This is a genomic window from Chitinophaga rupis (assembly GCF_900109685.1).
GTDB classification, from domain to species: domain Bacteria; phylum Bacteroidota; class Bacteroidia; order Chitinophagales; family Chitinophagaceae; genus Chitinophaga; species Chitinophaga rupis.
Map to the genome: position 1 here is coordinate 1,064,944 of NZ_FOBB01000002.1, position 19,193 is coordinate 1,084,136.

A 19,193-nucleotide genomic window follows, 5' to 3' on the forward strand; every position below is an offset into this window, starting at 1 on the left:
AAGCGCATAACATCCCTATTAAAAGCGCATGAAGGTTAATTTGAGCTGCTCACTTCCACCAAAATGCCGCCCGGCGCATAACAATAAAAGGTAATGGAGCTAAACCCGCCCCGTTTTAATTCCTCCACTTCATTAGCGGTAAAACCGGCTGCAGTAATGGCTGCATGTTTTTCGCGCACAAGCTCCGGTGTATCTACGAAAAAGCCGATGTGAAAGTTTTTAGGATAACCGCTTTCGGTACCGGTAATATGAGCCTCCTTAGCTTGCATCAGGTTCAGGATAAAGCCGTCTTCACCTTCCAGCACGGCAAATTTATCGCCGCCGCCCTGCATGGGTAATGCCGTAAAATCAAAGTGGGTGGTAAAGAACGCCTTTACCGCAGGTACATCTGCCACCGGCAGGTTGGCATGATTGAGTTTCATCAGTAGTATTTTAGAATGATTGTATAAAAAGCTAAACGCTAAATGCTGAACGCTTAATGCGCTGTGCATTGTTCCGGTACGCCAACATAAGGCCCTAAACAAAAAGGCTTTAGCGTTAAGCGTTCGGCGTTCGGCGTTCAGCATATTTGCTAACATAAGGCCCTAAACAAAAGGCTTCTGCTTTCCCCTTTATGCTTTCAACGCCTTGATGACCAGCCCAAACGCCTGTTTCATTTTCTGCTCGCTCAGGGAAAATGGTTTACCGCTCATGCTGCTCTGGTCCAGGTGAAATTTAATAAGTATGTAAAACGGGCCGTAGGCCAGGGCCCATAATATTTCCGGCGGCAGATCCACGATCTCTTTACGTTGAATGGCATTTTTAGTGAACTGCTGCATGGCCACCCGGAAAGGGCTTTCCTTAATATCCTGGTGTTTGATCAGCGGCGAGTTGCGGAACTGTTCAGAGAAATGGTAGTGCAGCGGGTACTTTTGTACATACTTATACCGGTTCTTCCACTGCTGCCACAAACCCTCTTCAAAAGACATGGCAGGGTCAAAGTTCTTCAGCACCTCTTTTGCAAAGATCTCATCCACCGCAATATATACCTGGTTCAGAAGGTCCTCCCGGCTTTTGAAATAAATGTAAATGGTGGATGCCGATAAATTGGCGGCCTTTGCCAGCTTTTGCATGCTCAACCCGTCAAAGCCCTCCTGCACAATCAGTGCAATGGCCTGCTCCCGGATCAGCGTCTCTTTATTTTCATCTCTTAAGCGCATATCGGGAACAAAGATAAACGAATGTTCGTTCTTTTAAAAATTATTTTTCTCTATTAAAATGCTATCAGCCTGGGTTAATTACTGCACAACAATATTTTTTTACCGGAAAATGCCGTTTCTTTAAGCCCCATTTGTGAACATTGAACCTTAGCTAATCTTAATCTGATGTTGAAAAAAATTTACCAGCTGGCAACTGTACTTGCATTAATGGCAGGCAGCCTGTATGCACAGCAGCCTGTATTCCGGAATGCCCAGGCGCCGGTGGATGCACGCGTAAAAGACCTGTTACAAACCCTTACCCTGGATGAGAAGATCTCCCTGTTAGGGTTTAACAGTCCTGCCATTGACCGCCTGCAAATTCCCTCTTACAACTGGTGGAACGAGGCGCTGCACGGCATTGCCAGGGCAGGAGAGGCCACGGTATACCCGCAGGCCATTGGTATGTCGGCCACCTTTAACCAGGCCCTCGTGCAGGAAGTTGCCAACACCATTTCTACTGAAGCCCGCGCCAAATACAACCTGTCGGTAGCCATGAACCGCCGCCTGTGGTACATGGGCCTCGATTTCTGGACGCCTAACATTAACCTGTTCCGCGATCCGCGCTGGGGCCGCGGCCAGGAAACCTATGGTGAAGATCCCTTCCTCACCGCCAGCATAGGCACTTCATTTATCACCGGTCTGCAGGGTACAGATCCCATGCACCTGAAAACCGCTGCCTGCGCCAAACACTTTGCCGTGCACAGCGGACCGGAAGCAGACCGCCATACATTTAATGTGCAGATAGATGAAAAAGACCTGCGCGAAACTTATTTATATGCCTTTAAACACCTGGTAGATGCACATGTGGCCTCTATTATGTGCGCTTATAACCGCGTGAACGGGGAGCCTTGCTGTACCGGTAAAACGCTGCTGCAAACCATTCTGCGCGATGAATGGGGCTTCAATGGGCAAACCGTAACAGACTGCGGCGCGCTGGATGATATTTACACACGCCATAAGGCCATTCCCACCCGCCTGGAAACAGCTGCAGCAGCCGTAAAAGCTAAAGTTGGCATGGAGTGTGGCACCATTTTGCAGAAAGATGTAAAGGAAGCTGTGGAAAAGAAATTGCTTACTGTGGCAGATGTGGACAGCGCTTTAAGCCAGAACCTGCGCACACAAATGAAGCTGGGTATGTTTGATGAAAATGGCCTGGCTCCGTATAACCGTTATGGTGCAGACAGTGTGCACAATGCCTACCACGTAGCACTGGCGCGTAAAACCGCAGAACAAGGAATGGTATTGCTGAAGAACAATGGTGTGCTGCCCCTGCAGAAAGAAAAATACAGCTCTATTATGGTGCTGGGTTCCAATGCAGCCGCAGCAGATGCGCTGGTAGCCAACTACCACGGCATTAACGGCAACCTGGTAACCTTTGCAGAAGGTATTGCAGCTGCAGCTGGTCCAGCTACCGCAGTACAATATGATCTGGGTTGTGATTATAAGGATACCGTTCATTTTGGCGGCATATGGGCGGCAGAGAACAGTGATGTAAGCATTGCCGTAATAGGCTTAACACCCGTGCTGGAAGGCGAGGAGGGTGATGCATTCCTTTCTGCTTCCGGCGGTGATAAAGCTACACTTAGCCTACCCGCATCCCAGCTGGCTTTTATGAAAAAGCTGCGCGCTGCGCACAAGAAACCCATTATTGCCGTAGTAACAGCCGGCAGCGCGGTTGATATTGCAGCCATTGAGCCTTATGCCGATGCTATTATCCTGGCCTGGTACCCCGGTGAGCAGGGCGGTGCTGCGCTGGCGGATCTTGTGTTTGGCAACGTATCACCCTCCGGTCACTTACCGGTAACGTTCTACCGCTCTCTGAACGACCTGCCGGATTATAAGGACTACAGCCTCAAAGGCCGTACTTATCGCTATTTCAACGGGGAAGTGCAGTATCCTTTCGGATTTGGATTAAGCTATACTACTTTCAGCTATGCATGGGCACAGGCGCCTAAGAACGTATATGCATTAAAAGATACCATCCGTTTTACCGTGAACGTGCAGAATACCGGTAACTATGATGCAGATGATGTGCTGCAGGCTTACATACAGTACCCGCAAATGGAGCGTATGCCGCTGAAAGAGCTGAAAGGCTTTAAACGCGTGACTGTAAACAAGGGCGGGCAGCAAACCGTGGAATTAAGCATTCCAGTAAGTGAGCTGCAGAAGTGGGACCTGCCCACCCGTAAATGGAAATTATACAAAGGGCAATATACCGTAGCCATTGGTAAGAACGCCAATGAAATGGTGCTGCAGCAAAAATTTGCAGTAAAATAAACTAAAAGCAAAAAACACCTCAATAGCTTTTTGCTTTCCGCTTTCCGCTTTCCGCTAAATGCAGCCATGCCGGTACCGGCTGGCTGCATTTAACTTTTGTGCACAGCAATAATCCCCCGCCCGGCACGTTAAAATGGTAGAGTCATATTAATGTATTAAACAACCTGCTTATGCGTTTCCCCCTGAAAATATTTACCGTGCTATGTGCTGTAATACTGCTGTACAGCTGTTCCAGGGGCGTATTTCAGTCAAAGAGCAACCAGGCATACCAGGCGCCTGCGATGGGAGCAGAATCCCGCTTTGATGAAGGACTGCGCCGGGAAAAACATCCGCAGCAGCTGTTCAATAAAAAAGAGCGCAAGGATATGGAGAAGATGGGCTGGATCGGCGCTGATAACCGCTCTGCACCCAATACCCGCATAACACCCGGCCGTGCAGACAGCCTGCTGACGGGTAAAACAGACAGCACCCATACTGCCATGGATAGCACTGCCGCCCCAAAAGATACTGTCGTTCGTGCCCCCGCAGATACAGCGCATCACCCCACCAGCTATTAATACTACAGGCTGGCACTTTAATTGACCTCATAAAGTGCTCAACTTTGTTTATGAGGAAATTTTCAATAAAGGATTTCTGGAAAGTGCTCCGGCACACCGGTCAAAGTTTTGGAAAAGACCAGGTGCTCAGGCTCAGTGCATCGCTGGCCTTTTACACGGTTTTTTCATTAGGCCCCATGATGATTGTGATCATTTTCCTGGCCGACCTGTTCTGGGGGCGCGAGGCCGTGGAAGGCAGGATCTACACACAGGTCAGCAGCCTGATAGGCAGTAAGGCCGCCCTGCAGATCCAGGAGGTAATGAAGAATGCAACGCTGGACAGCGCCAATGTTTTTACCGCCGCAGTAGGCCTTATTGCCCTGCTCATAGGCGCTACCACCATTTTTACGGAGATCCAGGATGCTATTAACAGCATGTGGCGCTTAAAGGTAAAATACCGCAAGGGATTGGTGCAGCTGCTGTTAAGCCGCCTGCTGTCGTTCTCCCTGGTGGTAGGGCTGGGCTTTTTATTGCTTGTGTCGTTGGTGATCAACGCCCTGGTAGAAGGTTTTATGGATCAGCTGCGGGAACATTTTCCACATACCGCCATCATGCTGTTCTACATTACTAACCTGGCCCTTACTTTCCTGATCATATGGTTCCTGTTTGGCATCGTTTACAAGGTATTGCCGGATGCATTGATCCGCTGGAAAGATGTGGCCGTTGGAGCCTTTTTTACCACGCTGCTATTTATGCTGGGAAAGTTCTTCATTACCTTTTACATAGGCCGCACCAATTTAGGCAGCGCTTATGGCGCCGCCGGATCCCTGGTGGTGCTGTTATTATGGATCTATTATTCGGCCATTATCCTGTACACCGGTGCGGAGTTCACCAAATTCTACGCCTTGCAGTTTGGCGCAGAGATACGGCCCAGCAGCTATGCCGTTATGTACCAGGTAACGGAGGTAGAAAGCCATCGCCACAATGTGCAGGAAAATGAAAAAGAAGAGGAGCGCAAAAGAGCAGCGCAGCACAAAAAAGACCAGCAGGGAAAGGCCCCGGGCAGTGTATAATTTTTTTCTGCTTGTTTAATAACAGGATTCGCCGTATTATTATCCATACTATAGGGAACCACCAACCAAGATCCGGATCGCATCATCTGCCTATAAAATAATCATCATGAAGTTAACTATTACGCTTAGCGCAGCCGCTTTGGCATGGGGCATTTGCACGCCCGTTATGGCTCAGCAAAAAGCAGCTGCAAAGGAAACCAACACACAGCTGGAAACCCGTTTTGATCAGCAGCTTAGCAGCGCCCATGTAGGCGCCACCATTAAGGAATTGTCTGCAAAGCCCCACCACCTGGGCTCTGCAGAAGGTAAAAAAGTAGCGGAAGCCATCGCAGGGAAGTTTAAGAGTTATGGGTGGGATGCCCGCATTAACACCTATAAGGTGCTGTTTCCCACACCTAAAACACGGGTGCTGGAGCTCACCGCTCCTGTAAAGTTCACGGCTACACTAAAAGAGCCCGCCCTGAAAGAAGATGCTACCTCCGGCCAGGAAGGACAGCTGCCTACCTATAATGCCTGGGGCGCAGATGGGAATGTAACGGCGCCGCTGGTATATGTGAACTATGGTTTACCTGAGGATTATGAAACGCTGGAACGTTTAGGCATAGACGTGAAAGGCAAGATAGTAATAGCGCGTTATGGCCGGTCCTGGCGCGGTATTAAACCCAAGGTAGCCTCAGAGCATGGCGCTATTGGCTGTATCATTTATTCCGATCCTAAAGAAGATGGGTATTATGAAGGCGATGTATATCCCAAAGGCGCCTTTAAAAGTGAATATGGGGTGCAGCGCGGCTCTGTAATGGATATGGTTATTTATCCCGGCGATCCGTTAACGCCCGGTGTAGGCGCTACGGAAAATGCCCAGCGCCTGGAGCGTTCACAGGCCGCTACCATCCTGAAGATACCGGTGCAGCCCATCAGCTATCATGATGCGCAGCCTTTGCTGGCAGCCCTGGAAGGACCGGTAGTACCAGCCGAATGGCGGGGCGCATTGCCCATTACCTACCATACCGGGCCGGGTAAAGCAACGGTACATTTGGAAGTAGCCTATAACTGGGATCTGGTGCCTGCATACGATGTAGTAGCCACCATAAAAGGCAGCCAGTACCCCGATGAATGGGTGATACGTGGTAACCACCACGACGCCTGGGTAAATGGCGCCGGCGATCCCATTAGCGGGCTGGCCGCAATGCTGGAAGAAGCTAAGGCCATTGGCGCGCTGGTTAAAAGCGGTTACCAGCCTAAACGCACCCTGGTATACTGCGCATGGGATGGCGAAGAACCAGGCCTCATCGGGTCTACAGAATGGGTAGAAGATCATGACAAAGAGCTGCAGCAAAAAGCCGTAGCCTATATTAATACAGATGGTAATGAACGCGGTTTCCTGGGCATGGGTGGCTCACACGCCCTTACCAAATTAATGGACGGCATAGCCAAAGACGTAACCGATCCGCAGACCAAGGTAAGCGTATATGAAAGGGCCAAAGCAGCGGCTGTGGTGAATGCAGCGCCAGCGGGCCGCAAAGCAGCATTGGAAAAGAAAAACATTACCCTGTTTGCGCTGGGCTCCGGCTCCGATTACTCGCCCTTTTTCCAGCACCTGGGCGTGCCTTCTTTAAACCTGGGTTTTGGCGGTGAAGGGGATGGGGGAGAGTATCATTCCATTTATGACTCCTATGACCAGTACTCCCGCTTTAAAGATCCGGATTTCAGCTATGGTGTAGCGCTGGCGCAGGTTGCCGGGCGTGCAGCATTACGTTTAGCCGATGCCAATGTGCTGCCTTTTGATTTCACCGATCTGTATAAAACTATCAGCGGTTATGTAAAGGAGCTCACCGATCAGGCCGACCAGCTGCGGGAAAGCACCGTATTGGAGAACCGTTTGATAAAAGAGCATAGCTATCAGCTGGCTGCTGATCCTAAAAAGTCTTTTACTGCGCCCAAAGCAAAAGCAGAAGTGCCTTACCTGGATTTTTCTGCCCTGCAGAATGCCCTTGTAAAGCTGGACCATTCCAGCAGCACACTGGCCGATTCCATGGCTGCAACTACAGTAACCGCTGCAGCACGCCAACGCTTAAACGAAGCGCTGTATCAGGCTGAACAGAGCTTGCTGGTAAGCCAGGGATTACCCAAACGGCCCTGGTTTAAGCACAGCATTTATGCACCTGGCTTTTATACCGGTTACGGCGTAAAAACCCTGCCCGGTATCCGCGAAGCCATCGAGCAGCGTAACTGGAAAGAGGCGCAGGAGCAGATAGCAGTAGTAGCAGGAGCTGTAACTACGTTCAGCGCAAAGCTGGATGAGATCACGGGGCTAATAAAGTAATATGCAAATGCAGGCACACCACTATAACATCCGGCTTATATCTGCACCCTCTATCCTGGGTCTGAAACCTACCGGAACAGAGCTGCTGGCGCAAACCCTGCTTAACGGTGGTTTAGCTGAAAAGCTGCAGGTACAGCAGGCTGTTATACAAGTGCCTGTGTTGAATGCATCCTACAGTACGCAGCGGCATCCTGTAACCAATTGTATTAACACACCAGCCTTACTGGATTTTTCAGCTCTATTGGGCAAAACCATTCAGCAGGTTATTAGCCAGCACTGCTTTGCACTTACGCTGGGTGGTGATTGCAGCATTTTGTTAGGCATTATGCCTGCCCTGAAAGCAAGGGGTACTTACAGCCTTGTTTTCATGGATGCGCATGCGGATTTTTATGAGCCGGAAAAATCCCTTACCGGGGAAACCGCAGATATGGATCTTGCGCTTATAACCGGCCGCGGACCTGAAATGCTGACGAACATACACCAGCTGCGCCCTTATGTGAAAGATGAACATGTATTGCACATTGGCCAGCGCGACTGGGAAGAAACACAGCACTATGGATCACAGGATATACAGCAAACCGGCATACGGTGCTTTGATCTTGCACACATCCGGCAGCAGGGCATGGATAGGGTGGTAACAAGCGTTTTGCAGGAGCTTAACAACATGCATACAGATGGTTGCTGGATCCATTTTGATACCGATGTGCTTTCAGATGAGATCAATCCTGCTGTAGATTACCGCATCCGGGGTGGATTGTCGTTTAATGAGGCCGGGCAGCTTATACAGGGAGTATTATCCACCGGAAAAGCCGCAGGTATCAGCGTAACCATTTTTAACCCGTTATTGGATAAGGACGGCACTATTGCACAGCAAATTATAACCATGCTGGCAGAGGCTTTCAGCTAACTAATACGAATGGATGGATACGATTGCTTATGTTTGCTTTCGTTCCATCCATTTGTATTTACATAATCATGCACAGATGAAATTTATTGTAACCCTTACATTATTCTTCACAACGGCCTCGCTCTATGCACAAACTGATGCGCAAAAATATGAGTCATTAACCCCGGAGATCAATAAGATCATCAGGAAAACAAAAGCAGTAGGTGTAAGCATTGCTATTATTGAGAATTACAAAGTAGTATGGGCAAAAGGCTTTGGGTTAAAAGAAGCCGGTACGCAGGATAGCGTAACCGCTACCACGCTTTTCCAGGCCGCTTCCATGAGCAAGCCGGTAACGGCAGTAGCGGTAATGAAAAAGGTGCAGGAAGGAAAGATCTCATTAAGTGAAGATGTCAATAAACAGCTTACTTCCTGGCAGCTGCCGGATAATGCGTACACAAAGCAGTCAAAGGTGAATGTGAAGGAGCTGCTAAGCCATACCGGCGGTATTTCCGGCGCTGTATTCCGGCATTATACCAGGAAAGATTCCTTACCCACTATCGTACAGGCATTGAACGGACAGGCGCCAGCTATTAATGAGCCGGTACGGGTAACCTGGTATCCGGGGAAGTATGTGTATTCAGCAGGCGGTTACTCCATCCTGGAGCTGCTGCTAATGGATACGGAAAAGAAAACATATCCTGCTATCATGGAACAAACGGTGCTGGCGCCGCTTCAAATGGAACACAGCACTTTTGACTATCATTTGCCGGGAAAGGAATTTGCCAGCGGCCATCTTAAAAAGAATGCAGTAATTGAAGATAAATACATGGTTATTTATCCCTTCAGCTTCGGCGGGCTTTGGAGTACACCGGCAGACCTGGCGCGGTTCCTGGCTGAAGTGCAGCTATCCTTAAAAGGAGAGCAGGGTCATATCCTGGACCAGGAGCATACCCGCCTGATGCTAACACCTGTTACCAACACCAGTGGCAGCCAATATGCTTTAGGGTTCACCATCGCAAAAAGAGGGCCGGTGAATTTCTTTGGGCACGATGGGCATAATTACGGGTATATATCCAGCATGCTGGCCAGTCTGGAAGGAGGGTACGGCATAGTTATAATGACCAATTCTGAAAACGGCTGGAAGGCTGTTAACAAGATCAAAAAATTAGTAGGCCGCAAGTACTGGGCACTGGGTCCCTACCATCCGCATTAAGCAATTAGTAATCACTCATACCGCAGCGCTTCTATAGGATCCAGCCTGCTGGCCTTTACGGCCGGGTAATAACCAAAGAACACGCCTGTTACAGTACAAACAATAAACGACAGCACAATAGAGCTTTCCGATACCAGTGTGGGCCAGGAAAGGAATACCGTAATCAGCTTGGAGGCCGTTATCCCCAGCGCAATACCGATCAGCCCACCGGTAATGCTGATAAGTATGGCTTCTATCAGGAACTGCAACAGTATGTCGATTCCTCTTGCGCCAATAGACATACGTAACCCTATTTCTTTGGTACGCTCCGTTACAGAAACATACATGATGTTCATGATACCAATACCACCTACCACCAGGGAAATGCCGGCTATAGCGGCTAACAGCACCGTGAGCAGCTGGCTGGTGGAGCTGAAGGTGTTGATCAGCTCTGCCTGCGTACGTACGGTAAAATCATCATCATCGCCGGTTTTGAGCTTATGCGCGGTACGCAGGATCTGCGATACTTCTTCTGTAGCCAGCGTAGAGCTGCTTTCGTCAATAGCCGATGCAAAGATGTTCTGTATATACGGGATGGCCAGTATACGCTTTTGCACCGTAGTGTAGGGCGCCAGGATAATATCGTCCTGGTCCTGCCCGAAAGCATTTTCTCCTTTTTCACTCAGCACACCAATGATCTTAAAGGGGATCTTGTTAAAACGGATGGTTTTACCCACGGGATTTTCTCCGCCGCTGAAAAGGTTCTCCACCACTGTTTGCCCAATGAGGCATACTTTGCTGGCTGCTTTTACATCATTATCACCGAAAGCCACGCCGTCTTTCAGCGGCCAGTCGCGTATATCCAGGTAACTGGGGCTCACGCCCTGTATACTGGTAGGCCAGTTCAGCGCCCCGTTAATAGCCTGCCCTTTGCCGGATACCTGTGGCGATACGGCTGTAATATATTTTGCCTGTTGTTCAATGGCCTTTATATCGTCCAGCTTCAGGGTTTGCAGGCTGGTAGCATCCAGCCTTGCACCGCCGCCCACACTGGTGTTGCTATTGGGGCGTATGGTGATCATGTTGGAGCCCATGCTGGACAGCTGATCCTGTATGCTTTGTTTGGAGCCTTGCCCGATGGCCACCATGGCTATCACTGCCCCCACGCCAATAATAATACCCAGCATGGTGAGGAAGGCCCGCAGTTTGTTACGTTGCAGTGCCCGTAAGGCGATCCGTATGAGGTTGAAGAAGTTCATGTTTTGTTGTTTTTTTAGTCCATGGTCGATGGTCCATAGTCCATTGCATTTTTCACTATTGCCACTACTGCGAAAATGGCAGCAAGTCCTTTCTCGAAATAAATATTCCCACGCAGTAGGCCATGGACCATCGACCATGGACCATTGACAGCGCGCGCTTTGCGCGCGCTAATAATCATCCGCTACAGGCAGCTCGCTCAGTGCCTGCCGTGCAGACCGTACGTTCTCATTCTTGCTGTCGCGGATCACTTTACCATCACGCAGCATTACGGTGCGGCTGCTAAAGGCGGCAATATCCGGTTCATGTGTTACGAATACAATGGTTTTGCCGGCCTGGTTCAGCTCCTGCAGCAGCGCCATGATCTCATATGAAGTGCGGGTATCCAGGTTGCCGGTAGCTTCATCTGCAAGTATCATTACCGGCTCGTTCACCAATGCACGGGCAATGGCCACGCGCTGCTGCTGCCCGCCGGATAGCTGGTTGGGCATATGATCCAGGCGCTCTGCCAGCTTTACGGCTTCCAGCGCTTTCACGGCCCGTTCCCGCCGGTCGTGGGCAGTAAGCCCGGAGTTGTAGAATAAGGGCAGCTCCACATTTTCCAGCGCGCTGGTACGCGCCAGCAGGTTATAGGCCTGGAACACAAAACCGATCTTGCGGTTACGCAGCCGCGCCAGCTCATCCCGCGATAGCTTACTGATATCCACGCCATCCAGCTGGTATACCCCGGAGGTAGGTTTATCCAGGCAGCCCAATACATTCAGCAGCGTAGTTTTGCCGCTGCCGCTGCTGCCCATAATCGTTACAAATTCCCCGGCAGTTACCTCAAACGATACGCCTTTCAACGCACGAACAATCTCCGTACCCATTCTAAACTCCCGCTTCAGGTCATGTAGCTCTAGTATCTTGCCCATTTCATTATAGTTTCATTATCATTCACTCAGCATAGCTCAGCTTCAAAATTTTATTAACTCATTCTATTCTCCTCCATTCATCATCAGCATCCCGCATCCTCTTTTATTTAGTTATTTATCATTTAACCTCAACGCTCATTATATAAATCAGCACATTAACACATCTAATCAACTTTCAATAATCCCAGCCAGCACATTAACACATCATCAAATTCCAGCCATCTGCGGGTTTGCAGATTCAAACATCTGCACATCTACCTCGGTCCTGTTCCTCCACCACTGCGGCTGCTGCCACCTCTGCCCGGCCTTGACGGCATAAACGGACTTTTCGTTGCGGCGCTCTTTTCCTTTTTAGTAACCCGTCTTGCATCATTCACCACAATATCCGACGTATCCAGCCCGCTCATTACCTGCACATTAGTTTCATCATTCAGGCCCGTCATAATACGGCGGCGCATAAGGGTATCACCCCGTTTGATCCACACTGCAGCAGGACGTGCAGCTTCATCCGGAGAGGTTAAGCGTTTAGTGGTATCCGTTTGTATTTTCAAAGTATCCGGACGTTTGCTGCGGTAAAAGCCGGGTTCCGTTTTGCCATGAGAGGTATCCCTTCGCCCTATGATCACATAATCCTTCAGCAGGGCGGAATCCGGTTTGAACTTCAGCGCTTTGGCGCTTACCAGCAGAGCATTCTTGGCTTCTTTGGTGTAGATGGTGATATTGGCCGTCATACCAGGTTTCAGGCGCATGTCATTATTGGGCGCGTCTATAATGGTGGTGTAAGTGACCACGTTAGCAGAGGTGCTGGGCTGCAGGCGCACTTCCTGCACGGTGCCGTTAAATACATCGTCCGGGAACGCATCCACGGTAAAGGTTACACACTGTCCTTTTTCCACGTTGCCAATATCCGCTTCATCCACGCTGGCCTGTACCTGCATTTTGGTAAGGTCTTTCGCTAAAATAAAAAGGGTAGGGGTGTTAAAGCTGGCCGCCACGGTTTGCCCTATGTTCACATTCCGGTTTAATACCACGCCGTCTATCGGCGAGTAAATGTTGGCGTATGACAGGTTCTGGTTGGCTGATTGCAATTGTGCTTTAATTGCCGCCACATTTGCCTTGGCGCTGTTAAACTGGTACAGGGCTGTTTCATAATCAGCCTTGCTGATAGCGCCTACATTGTATAGCTGCGATTGACGGTTGTAATTACTTTGCTGGAACACCAGCTGATCCTGTGCCGCAGCCAGGTTGGCTGCATACTGGTTCACCTGCGCCTGCAGCAATGATTTATCCAGCTCCGCTATCAGCTGGTTCTTTTTCACCTGCGTATTAAAATCCGCATAAATAACGCGGATGGTGCCGGATACCTGTGTACCTACAGACACGGTATCCACCGGCTGTATAGTGCCGGTAGCCGTAATGGCATTGGCAATAAAACCATACACCGGTTTTTCTGTATCAATCACCACCGGGTCTTCCTTATGCCTGAAGAACAGGAACCAGATGGCTACTGCTATTATAACGATGATGCCTGTTATTAACCATTTATATCGTTTCATTTGCTGTTGTTTGTCTATTTTATTTGCCAAATGGAATCTTCGATTTCATTTGTGCTTATTTGTCGTTTTCAATTGTCAAATGGAATCTTTGATTTCATTTGCTGTTGGTTTGTCGTTTTGTCTCTAATCATTAGTAACCGGTTCTCCTATATAAAACTCGTAGATCCTGGTATTCAGGATGGCACCATACTTAGCCTGTATAAATGCTTGCAGCGCCTGTATATATAGGTTCTTTTGCACGGCAAGGTCAGTTACATTCACCGCGCCTAATTTCATTTGCTCTACACTAATGCGGTAACCCTCTTCACTGGCCACCAGCTGTTTTTCCGCAGCTTTGTATTGCTCCTGCGCATTTTGCAGGTTCAGGTAAGATTGCTCTACCTGCTGCGTTAACACGGTTTTGGTATCCTGCAACGTTAACTTGGCCTGGTCTATCTGGATCTTTGCACGCGCTTCGTTGGCCTTGTTCACCCGGTTGCTGAAAATGGGAATACCTAATGTTAATCCGGCGCGCTGGTAAAAGTTATTATCCAGCTGCTGCCAGTAGCTGTTTGACTGGTTATCGGAAAACCCGCTGGATAAGGTACCGCCCAGGCTAAGCGTAGGCTTATAACCTGCTTTGGCTTTTTCCAGTCCTACTTCTGCAATGGTTACGCCCAGCTCTCCGTTCTTTACTTCGGGCCTGGTTTGCAGGGCAATACGTTGCGCCTCTTCCAGTGATGGTACAGGCTTTTCTGCCCGTAACGTATCCGGCTGTACGATGGAAAAGGTATAGGCTGTAGGCAGCTGCAATACCTGTTTAAGGGTCAGTAAATTCTGCCGGTAAGTGTTTTGCGCAACAACCAGGGAGTAAGCATCTGTGGCCTGCTGGGCTTCCAGCTGTACCAGGTCTTTTCGGGCAATGCTGCCGGCGTTAAAGAGCTGCTGTCCCTGTTGCAGCTGTGCCTGCGAGGTTTGTACCAGGTCTTTTACATACACAATGTTCTCGCCCGCCAGTAAAATGTTCAGGTAGGCCTGTGTGATCTGAAGGGTAATATCGTTCTCCGCCTGCTGCACATTCAAATTGGCCGCCTGCAGCAGTAGATTCTTTTCACGGATGTCATTACGCAGGTACCCGCCCTGGTATAAGATCCAGGTGGAGCTTAACGCATAGTTGCTGGCAAGACTGGATTGTGTTTGAAAGCCGCCTACTACCGGGTTTGTATTCTTGGAATTAGTGAAAGATTGGGTAACCGTACCTCCCAGGCTGGGGAGCCGCGCTGCGCGGGATTGCAGCAGGTCCTGCTCACTGGAGGCCTGGCTCAGGCGAAGGCTGTTTAGCTGAATATTATGTGCACGCGCATAATCCAGGCATTGTTGCAGGCTCCATTTATCCCGCAAACCGGCTGTGGTGGAATCCTGCGCCAGTAAAGGTCCTGCACCGGCGATCCATAAGACCGCCATGAAAATAATGATCCTGTTCATGGTATATCCTGTTCGTAATACATTAAGCCTTTTGCAATAGCGGAATGAAAGGGTATAGCCGGATGCCTGCAAATAACCTGCACTTTTTCAATTGGTCTGTGTTTTGTTAGTAGTAATTAACAGTCGTTAACAGTACTTAACAGGCGGCTCACCGCAGGGGAACCGGTTACGCTATAAAGACGGGTTACCCGCTATATGGTTTAATGTGTTAACACTTAATAACAGTGAATGGTTGAGCCGTTGGGGTTCTTTCATTTATTTATGAAATAATTACTTACATTTACGTAAAATTTATAATAACCTTTCCGAACAAAACCACTCAGATGAAAAAGATCCTTTCTACGATCACTGGTATGTTGCTGATCCTGTGTGTAACCAGCAGCATTTCTAAAGCGCAATTGAAAAGATTCAGTATTGGTCCTTTTGTGGAAGCCGGCTTCCCGGTAGGCGACCTGAAAGACACCCACAATACCGGCTATGGTATAGGCCTGGGAGCGGATATTAAACTGATCGGCGGTCTGGGTGTAACCGGCTCCGTTAGTTATATGCGCTTTGGCGGCAAATCTGTTAGCGATGGTATGGGCAACAACGTAAAGTACGATGCATTATCTGCTGTACCGGTACGTGTTGGTCTCAAGTACAAGTTACCTATTCCGCTGCTGTATGTTAAGGTAGAAGGTGGCGCTGCTAACCTCACCGGTGGTGATGGTACTGCTGCTATCTTTGCACCGGGTATAGGAATACGCGTACTGGGCTTTGACCTGGAAGGCAAATACGAAGCCTGGTTTAAAGACGGCACCATGGGCTTCTTCGGTCTGAAGGCCGGCTGGAATTTCTAAGATAGTTTAATAATTATAGTCCATGATCCATTGCTTTCTTCAAGGCAATGGATCATGGATTTTTTTATTTAGTAAATCTGGGAAGTGTTTAAGATGTTGGAATTAAGTATATTACAACTTGTGTAACCTCTTTATTGAGAACTGTTTGTTATTAACCATGCACCAAACATCTTATGAATTTAACCGCAATCAGGCGGCCCGTTATACGTTTAGAAGTGAAGGCCCGCGTAGTATTGAAAAGATTGTCGAGTTTACGCCTACTACTTTTAAGAACATTTTTAATTTGGCCTTTGGCGATCTTTTGCCGGATGGTACAATTGATGATATCGCAAAATCAAATAACGGAGATATTGTAAAGGTCCTGTCTACCGTAGTAAAGATCCTGGATGACTTTACCGCCCGTTATCCCCGCGCGACAGTATATTTTGCAGGCAGCACAGCGCAACGCACAAGGCTCTATGGCCGCATTATAAAAACGTATCACTCCTTATTTAAATCTCACTTTGATATTACTGTTATTATTAAAGGAGGAGGGGAGAACGGATACCGGCAGCTGGTGTTTGACCCGCTAAAAAACCTCGATTACACCGCATTTTTAATCAAAAGAATTGCTTAACTTAGCTTTATGTCTTTAACAAAGAAAAATACAGCTAAAAAAGAGGCCACCACGGGTACCATTACCCGTACTTATGTGCCTGCCCACCAAACTTTATTTCCCGAAAAGTTAAAGCAGGCCAATGATGTATTGAGCAAAACTCAATTTATAACCAAAGGCTCTAAGTCTGCATAGTAACTGTTTTCTTACCCCTTCGATTTTACCCCGCATCCTACAGCTTTCGTAAATGTTACCTCCGGCTGCTGACCAGCCAGTAAGCTATTCACCGCATTCTGCACATAATTGATCTTCTGCGCATTCCCATTATCCGGATCATTGTCAATAGCGCCAATATAAGCCACTACAATACCTTTAGGCGTTTTCTGCAATACAAACACATGCGGCGTACGCAGCGCGCCAAAGCGGCGGGTCACTACCTGCCCGGGATCTTCCAGGTAGGGAAAATTCAGGCTGCTTTTGCGGGCATGCTGCTGCATATCGGCAAAGCTCTCACTACTTGCTACTTCCGGGTCATTAGGGTTGATCATGATCACCGGGAACCCTTTACCGGAGAACTTTTCCTGCAATGCAACCATACGGTTCTCATAACCGCGGGATACAGGACAGCTGTTACAGCCAAAGATCACAATGTAGCCCCTGGCATTCGGGTAGCTGGCCAGCGATACGGTGTTGTTATCAACGTTCTTCAGTTTAAAATCGGTTACCACAGCGCCTACAGCGTAACCTTTTTCCTGTGCCCGGGAGCAAAGGCCCGGCAGCAGTAGAACCAGTAAGAGTAAGTTGCGCATAACGGTATTATTTTAAAGAGTTGTACACGGCCAGTAGCTGGTCGTATGTAAATTCTTTTTCTTCCAGGCGGCGTAGCTGTTTCCTTTTGTTAATAAAAAGCGTGGCAGGTATACTACCTGACCATTGAGGGCTGATACGGTCTATGTATTGTTGCTGATCGGTTTCATTAAGCAGTAATACTTCATTTTTCAGCTGTGCTTTTTGCACAAACGGCATCACTTCGTTTTGTAGTTTGGATTGTGCATCCAGGCTAACCAGCAACACCTTTACCGGTGTATGCTGTAATGTTTTCCCGAACCGTTCAAAATGTGGAAGCTCCTGTACGCATGGGCCGCACCAGGTAGCCCAGAAGTTTACGATGTAAGTGGTATCGCGGCCTGCGGCAAAGCGTTGTTCCAGTTGGTCCAGGGTGGCCAGCCGCACCTGCTGTGCATGTACAGATAAAAGCAGGGTTTGCAGAACAACCATATATACAGCAGTTTTGATGAGCATGCCGTGTAAGATAGGTTATTATAAAAGTTACAAAGAAGCGGGGAGATGGGAAAGTTAAATGGATGAGTGGTGCAGTTGCCGGGATGCCGGCAATTTTGTATCTTTATTGTAAATTAAGGATTTATGCGCAACAACCTTCACTCCAGGAAGATCAATTTTGTTCAGGATTTTTTACGGATCCAGAACGAAGCGGTTATCCGCCGTTTTGAGGATATGTTGCGTCAGGAACAATTGAAATTAGCTGAAGCTGATTTGTCATATCCTATGTCTTTAGAGGAATTAAATACTGTTATAGATCAGGCAGAAAAAGATGATCGAAACGGGCGTTTAACCAACGCCGATGATCTAAAGAAAGAGATTGATAATTGGGAATAATTATATTCTGGACAGATACTGCACGAAATCAACTCCGGAACATCTTCGATTATTATAAGCGTGAAGCCAGTGTTAGTGTAGCCCGCAAAATAGTTAAGTCACTGGTAGATAAAACCATCATTCTCCAAACTCATCCTAAGATCGGACCTGTTGAAGAACTGCTGAATCATCGCGATCAGGAATACCGCTTCCTGGTAAAAGGGCATTATAAGATCATTTACCATATCCATGGCGATACTATTAAAGTAGCTGCCATATTTGATTGCCGCCAGCATCCGGACAAGATCAGGAAGACCCGATAACTACCTTCCCTGCATACCCCTTAAAATACCCCATCGGTGTTTTCCCTGTAATAGCTTTAAACTGCCGGTTAAAATTCGCCAGGTTATTAAACCCTGATGAATACGCCACCTGTGCAATGCTCATATCATTTTCCAGCAGCAGCTTACAGGCATATCCGATCCGCAGCTCCGCCAGGAATTGAAAATAAGTTTTGGAGGTACGTGTTTTAAAATACCTGCAAAAGGAGTGAGGGCTGATGTGTACTGCCTTCGCCACTGTTTCAATGCTAAGGGCCTGGGTGAAGTTGTTAAAGGTATAATGATAGATCTCGTTGATCTTATCGGTGCGTTGCAGGTTGTACTCCTGTACAAAACCCAGGCTGCTGAGGAAACTTTTTTCCGGCGTGGCGGCAATCGCTGTAAGCAGGTGAATGAGTAAGGTGATCTTTTGCGGACCGCTGGCCTGTAATATTTCCTCCATCTGCAAAGCCAATGCAGCTTTGGCTTTCCCATGTATTTGCAGCCCCCTGCCGGCCTGTTTCAGCAGCATACGTACCGGTTCCATTTCCGGTAGCTGTAAAAAGGTATCGCCCCAGAAGTTTTCATGAAAGTGAATGGCCACTGCTTCAATATGCAGCCCGCTATCCGGTTGAAAATAGTCCGCATCATTACGCCACATATGGGGCAGGTTGGGGCCCAGCAGCACCAGGTCGCCATCGGTAAAACGTTCCATATGGTCGCCCACCAGGCGGGTGCCCCGTCCCTTACGGATGAGCGTTAGCTCTACTTCCGGGTGATAATGCCAGTGGTTATACAGGTAAGGCAGCACATCTTCCCGCACACTAAATGAATGCCCGCCATGCACAGCTACTTTCCGGAGGATCGGTTTCATACGCGGAACTTGTTTTTAATCCAAAAATATACAATACAATCGCCTGAATAGGTAATAATTGCCAATATAGTATAATTTTTGGCTTGTAAAGGATAATACGGTCACCAAAAAAACAATCAATTTGCAGTATGCTAATATTCCACGTTTGTTGATCTGCCTGCACACTGTCACCCGCGGCATGTATGGAGCT

Annotated in this window: 20 protein-coding genes; 11 read left to right on the plus strand and 9 right to left on the minus strand. The window is 48.4% G+C overall.

Annotated elements, in window-relative coordinates; all coding sequences use genetic code 11:
- Nucleotides 1-35: 35 nt before the first annotated feature.
- Together BMZ54_RS11285 and BMZ54_RS11290 are read right to left on the minus strand one after the other, a co-directional pair.
- On the minus strand, nt 36-422 hold the full coding sequence (locus BMZ54_RS11285) for a VOC family protein (protein WP_089910749.1): 387 nt from the start codon (nt 420-422) through the stop codon (nt 36-38).
- A 189-nt stretch (nt 423-611) separates the two neighbouring features.
- On the minus strand, nt 612-1,199 hold the full coding sequence (locus BMZ54_RS11290; protein ID WP_089910752.1) for a TetR/AcrR family transcriptional regulator: 588 nt from the start codon (nt 1,197-1,199) through the stop codon (nt 612-614).
- A gap of 165 nt (nt 1,200-1,364) precedes the next feature.
- Between BMZ54_RS11290 and BMZ54_RS11295 the strand changes: the two genes are divergently transcribed.
- The 6 genes from BMZ54_RS11295 (at nt 1,365) to BMZ54_RS11320 (ending at nt 9,549) form a co-directional block, all read left to right on the plus strand.
- A complete protein-coding gene (locus BMZ54_RS11295) occupies nt 1,365-3,515 on the plus strand; it encodes a glycoside hydrolase family 3 N-terminal domain-containing protein (RefSeq protein ID WP_089910755.1) in 2,151 nt (716 codons plus the stop codon).
- A gap of 170 nt (nt 3,516-3,685) precedes the next feature.
- Nucleotides 3,686-4,072: a hypothetical protein gene (locus tag BMZ54_RS11300; protein ID WP_089910758.1), complete on the plus strand. Its 387-nt coding sequence runs from the start codon at nt 3,686-3,688 to the stop codon at nt 4,070-4,072.
- A 50-nt stretch (nt 4,073-4,122) separates the two neighbouring features.
- Entirely contained in the window at nt 4,123-5,124 is a 1,002-nt protein-coding gene (locus BMZ54_RS11305) for a YihY/virulence factor BrkB family protein (protein WP_089910761.1), read from the plus strand.
- Nucleotides 5,125-5,230: 106 nt separating this feature from the next.
- Nucleotides 5,231-7,447: a transferrin receptor-like dimerization domain-containing protein gene (locus tag BMZ54_RS11310; protein WP_089910764.1), complete on the plus strand. Its 2,217-nt coding sequence runs from the start codon at nt 5,231-5,233 to the stop codon at nt 7,445-7,447.
- A 1-nt stretch (nt 7,448) separates the two neighbouring features.
- Nucleotides 7,449-8,354: an arginase family protein gene (locus BMZ54_RS11315; protein ID WP_089910767.1), complete on the plus strand. Its 906-nt coding sequence runs from the start codon at nt 7,449-7,451 to the stop codon at nt 8,352-8,354.
- Nucleotides 8,355-8,430: 76 nt separating this feature from the next.
- A complete protein-coding gene (locus BMZ54_RS11320) occupies nt 8,431-9,549 on the plus strand; it encodes a serine hydrolase domain-containing protein (RefSeq protein ID WP_162277516.1) in 1,119 nt (372 codons plus the stop codon).
- Nucleotides 9,550-9,560: 11 nt separating this feature from the next.
- On the opposite strand, the gene BMZ54_RS11325 is transcribed toward BMZ54_RS11320, so the two are convergent.
- The 4 genes from BMZ54_RS11325 to BMZ54_RS11340 form a co-directional block, all read right to left on the minus strand.
- Nucleotides 9,561-10,787 carry an ABC transporter permease gene (locus BMZ54_RS11325; protein WP_089910773.1) on the minus strand — a complete coding sequence of 409 codons (1,227 nt, stop codon included), beginning with the start codon at nt 10,785-10,787 and terminating at the stop codon, nt 9,561-9,563.
- A gap of 168 nt (nt 10,788-10,955) precedes the next feature.
- Nucleotides 10,956-11,699 (minus strand): ABC transporter ATP-binding protein, encoded by a 744-nt coding sequence (locus tag BMZ54_RS11330; protein WP_089910776.1) that lies wholly within the window; start codon nt 11,697-11,699, stop codon nt 10,956-10,958.
- A 254-nt stretch (nt 11,700-11,953) separates the two neighbouring features.
- Nucleotides 11,954-13,255, minus strand: a complete 1,302-nt coding sequence (locus BMZ54_RS11335) for an efflux RND transporter periplasmic adaptor subunit (protein ID WP_089910779.1) — start codon at nt 13,253-13,255, stop codon at nt 11,954-11,956.
- A 123-nt stretch (nt 13,256-13,378) separates the two neighbouring features.
- On the minus strand, nt 13,379-14,719 hold the full coding sequence (locus BMZ54_RS11340) for a TolC family protein (protein ID WP_089911931.1): 1,341 nt from the start codon (nt 14,717-14,719) through the stop codon (nt 13,379-13,381).
- A gap of 323 nt (nt 14,720-15,042) precedes the next feature.
- Between BMZ54_RS11340 and BMZ54_RS11345 the strand changes: the two genes are divergently transcribed.
- The 3 genes from BMZ54_RS11345 to BMZ54_RS32910 all read left to right on the plus strand — a co-directional run bounded on the left by BMZ54_RS11345 (nt 15,043) and on the right by BMZ54_RS32910 (nt 16,348).
- Nucleotides 15,043-15,558: a hypothetical protein gene (locus BMZ54_RS11345; RefSeq protein ID WP_238386551.1), complete on the plus strand. Its 516-nt coding sequence runs from the start codon at nt 15,043-15,045 to the stop codon at nt 15,556-15,558.
- A gap of 157 nt (nt 15,559-15,715) precedes the next feature.
- Complete coding sequence (locus tag BMZ54_RS11350) at nt 15,716-16,174, plus strand: DUF6934 family protein (protein WP_089910785.1); 459 nt, start codon at nt 15,716-15,718, stop codon at nt 16,172-16,174.
- 9 nt (nt 16,175-16,183) lie between these two features.
- Nucleotides 16,184-16,348, plus strand: coding sequence for a hypothetical protein (locus BMZ54_RS32910; protein WP_156093011.1), 165 nt, complete (start codon nt 16,184-16,186; stop codon nt 16,346-16,348).
- An 11-nt stretch (nt 16,349-16,359) separates the two neighbouring features.
- On the opposite strand, the gene BMZ54_RS11355 is transcribed toward BMZ54_RS32910, so the two are convergent.
- Entirely contained in the window at nt 16,360-16,962 is a 603-nt protein-coding gene (locus tag BMZ54_RS11355; protein WP_089910788.1) for a redoxin domain-containing protein, read from the minus strand.
- Nucleotides 16,963-16,969: 7 nt separating this feature from the next.
- Entirely contained in the window at nt 16,970-17,431 is a 462-nt protein-coding gene (locus BMZ54_RS11360; RefSeq protein ID WP_202909209.1) for a TlpA disulfide reductase family protein, read from the minus strand.
- A 147-nt stretch (nt 17,432-17,578) separates the two neighbouring features.
- Between BMZ54_RS11360 and BMZ54_RS11365 the strand changes: the two genes are divergently transcribed.
- A complete protein-coding gene (locus tag BMZ54_RS11365; RefSeq protein ID WP_089910795.1) occupies nt 17,579-17,830 on the plus strand; it encodes a hypothetical protein in 252 nt (83 codons plus the stop codon).
- A complete protein-coding gene (locus BMZ54_RS11370) occupies nt 17,821-18,132 on the plus strand; it encodes a type II toxin-antitoxin system RelE/ParE family toxin (RefSeq protein WP_089910798.1) in 312 nt (103 codons plus the stop codon). The genes BMZ54_RS11365 and BMZ54_RS11370 overlap by 10 nt, the downstream gene beginning before the upstream one ends.
- Here the strand turns inward: BMZ54_RS11370 and BMZ54_RS11375 are convergent.
- On the minus strand, nt 18,116-19,003 hold the full coding sequence (locus BMZ54_RS11375; protein ID WP_089910801.1) for an AraC family transcriptional regulator: 888 nt from the start codon (nt 19,001-19,003) through the stop codon (nt 18,116-18,118). The genes BMZ54_RS11370 and BMZ54_RS11375 overlap by 17 nt on opposite strands.
- Nucleotides 19,004-19,193: the final 190 nt, after the last annotated feature.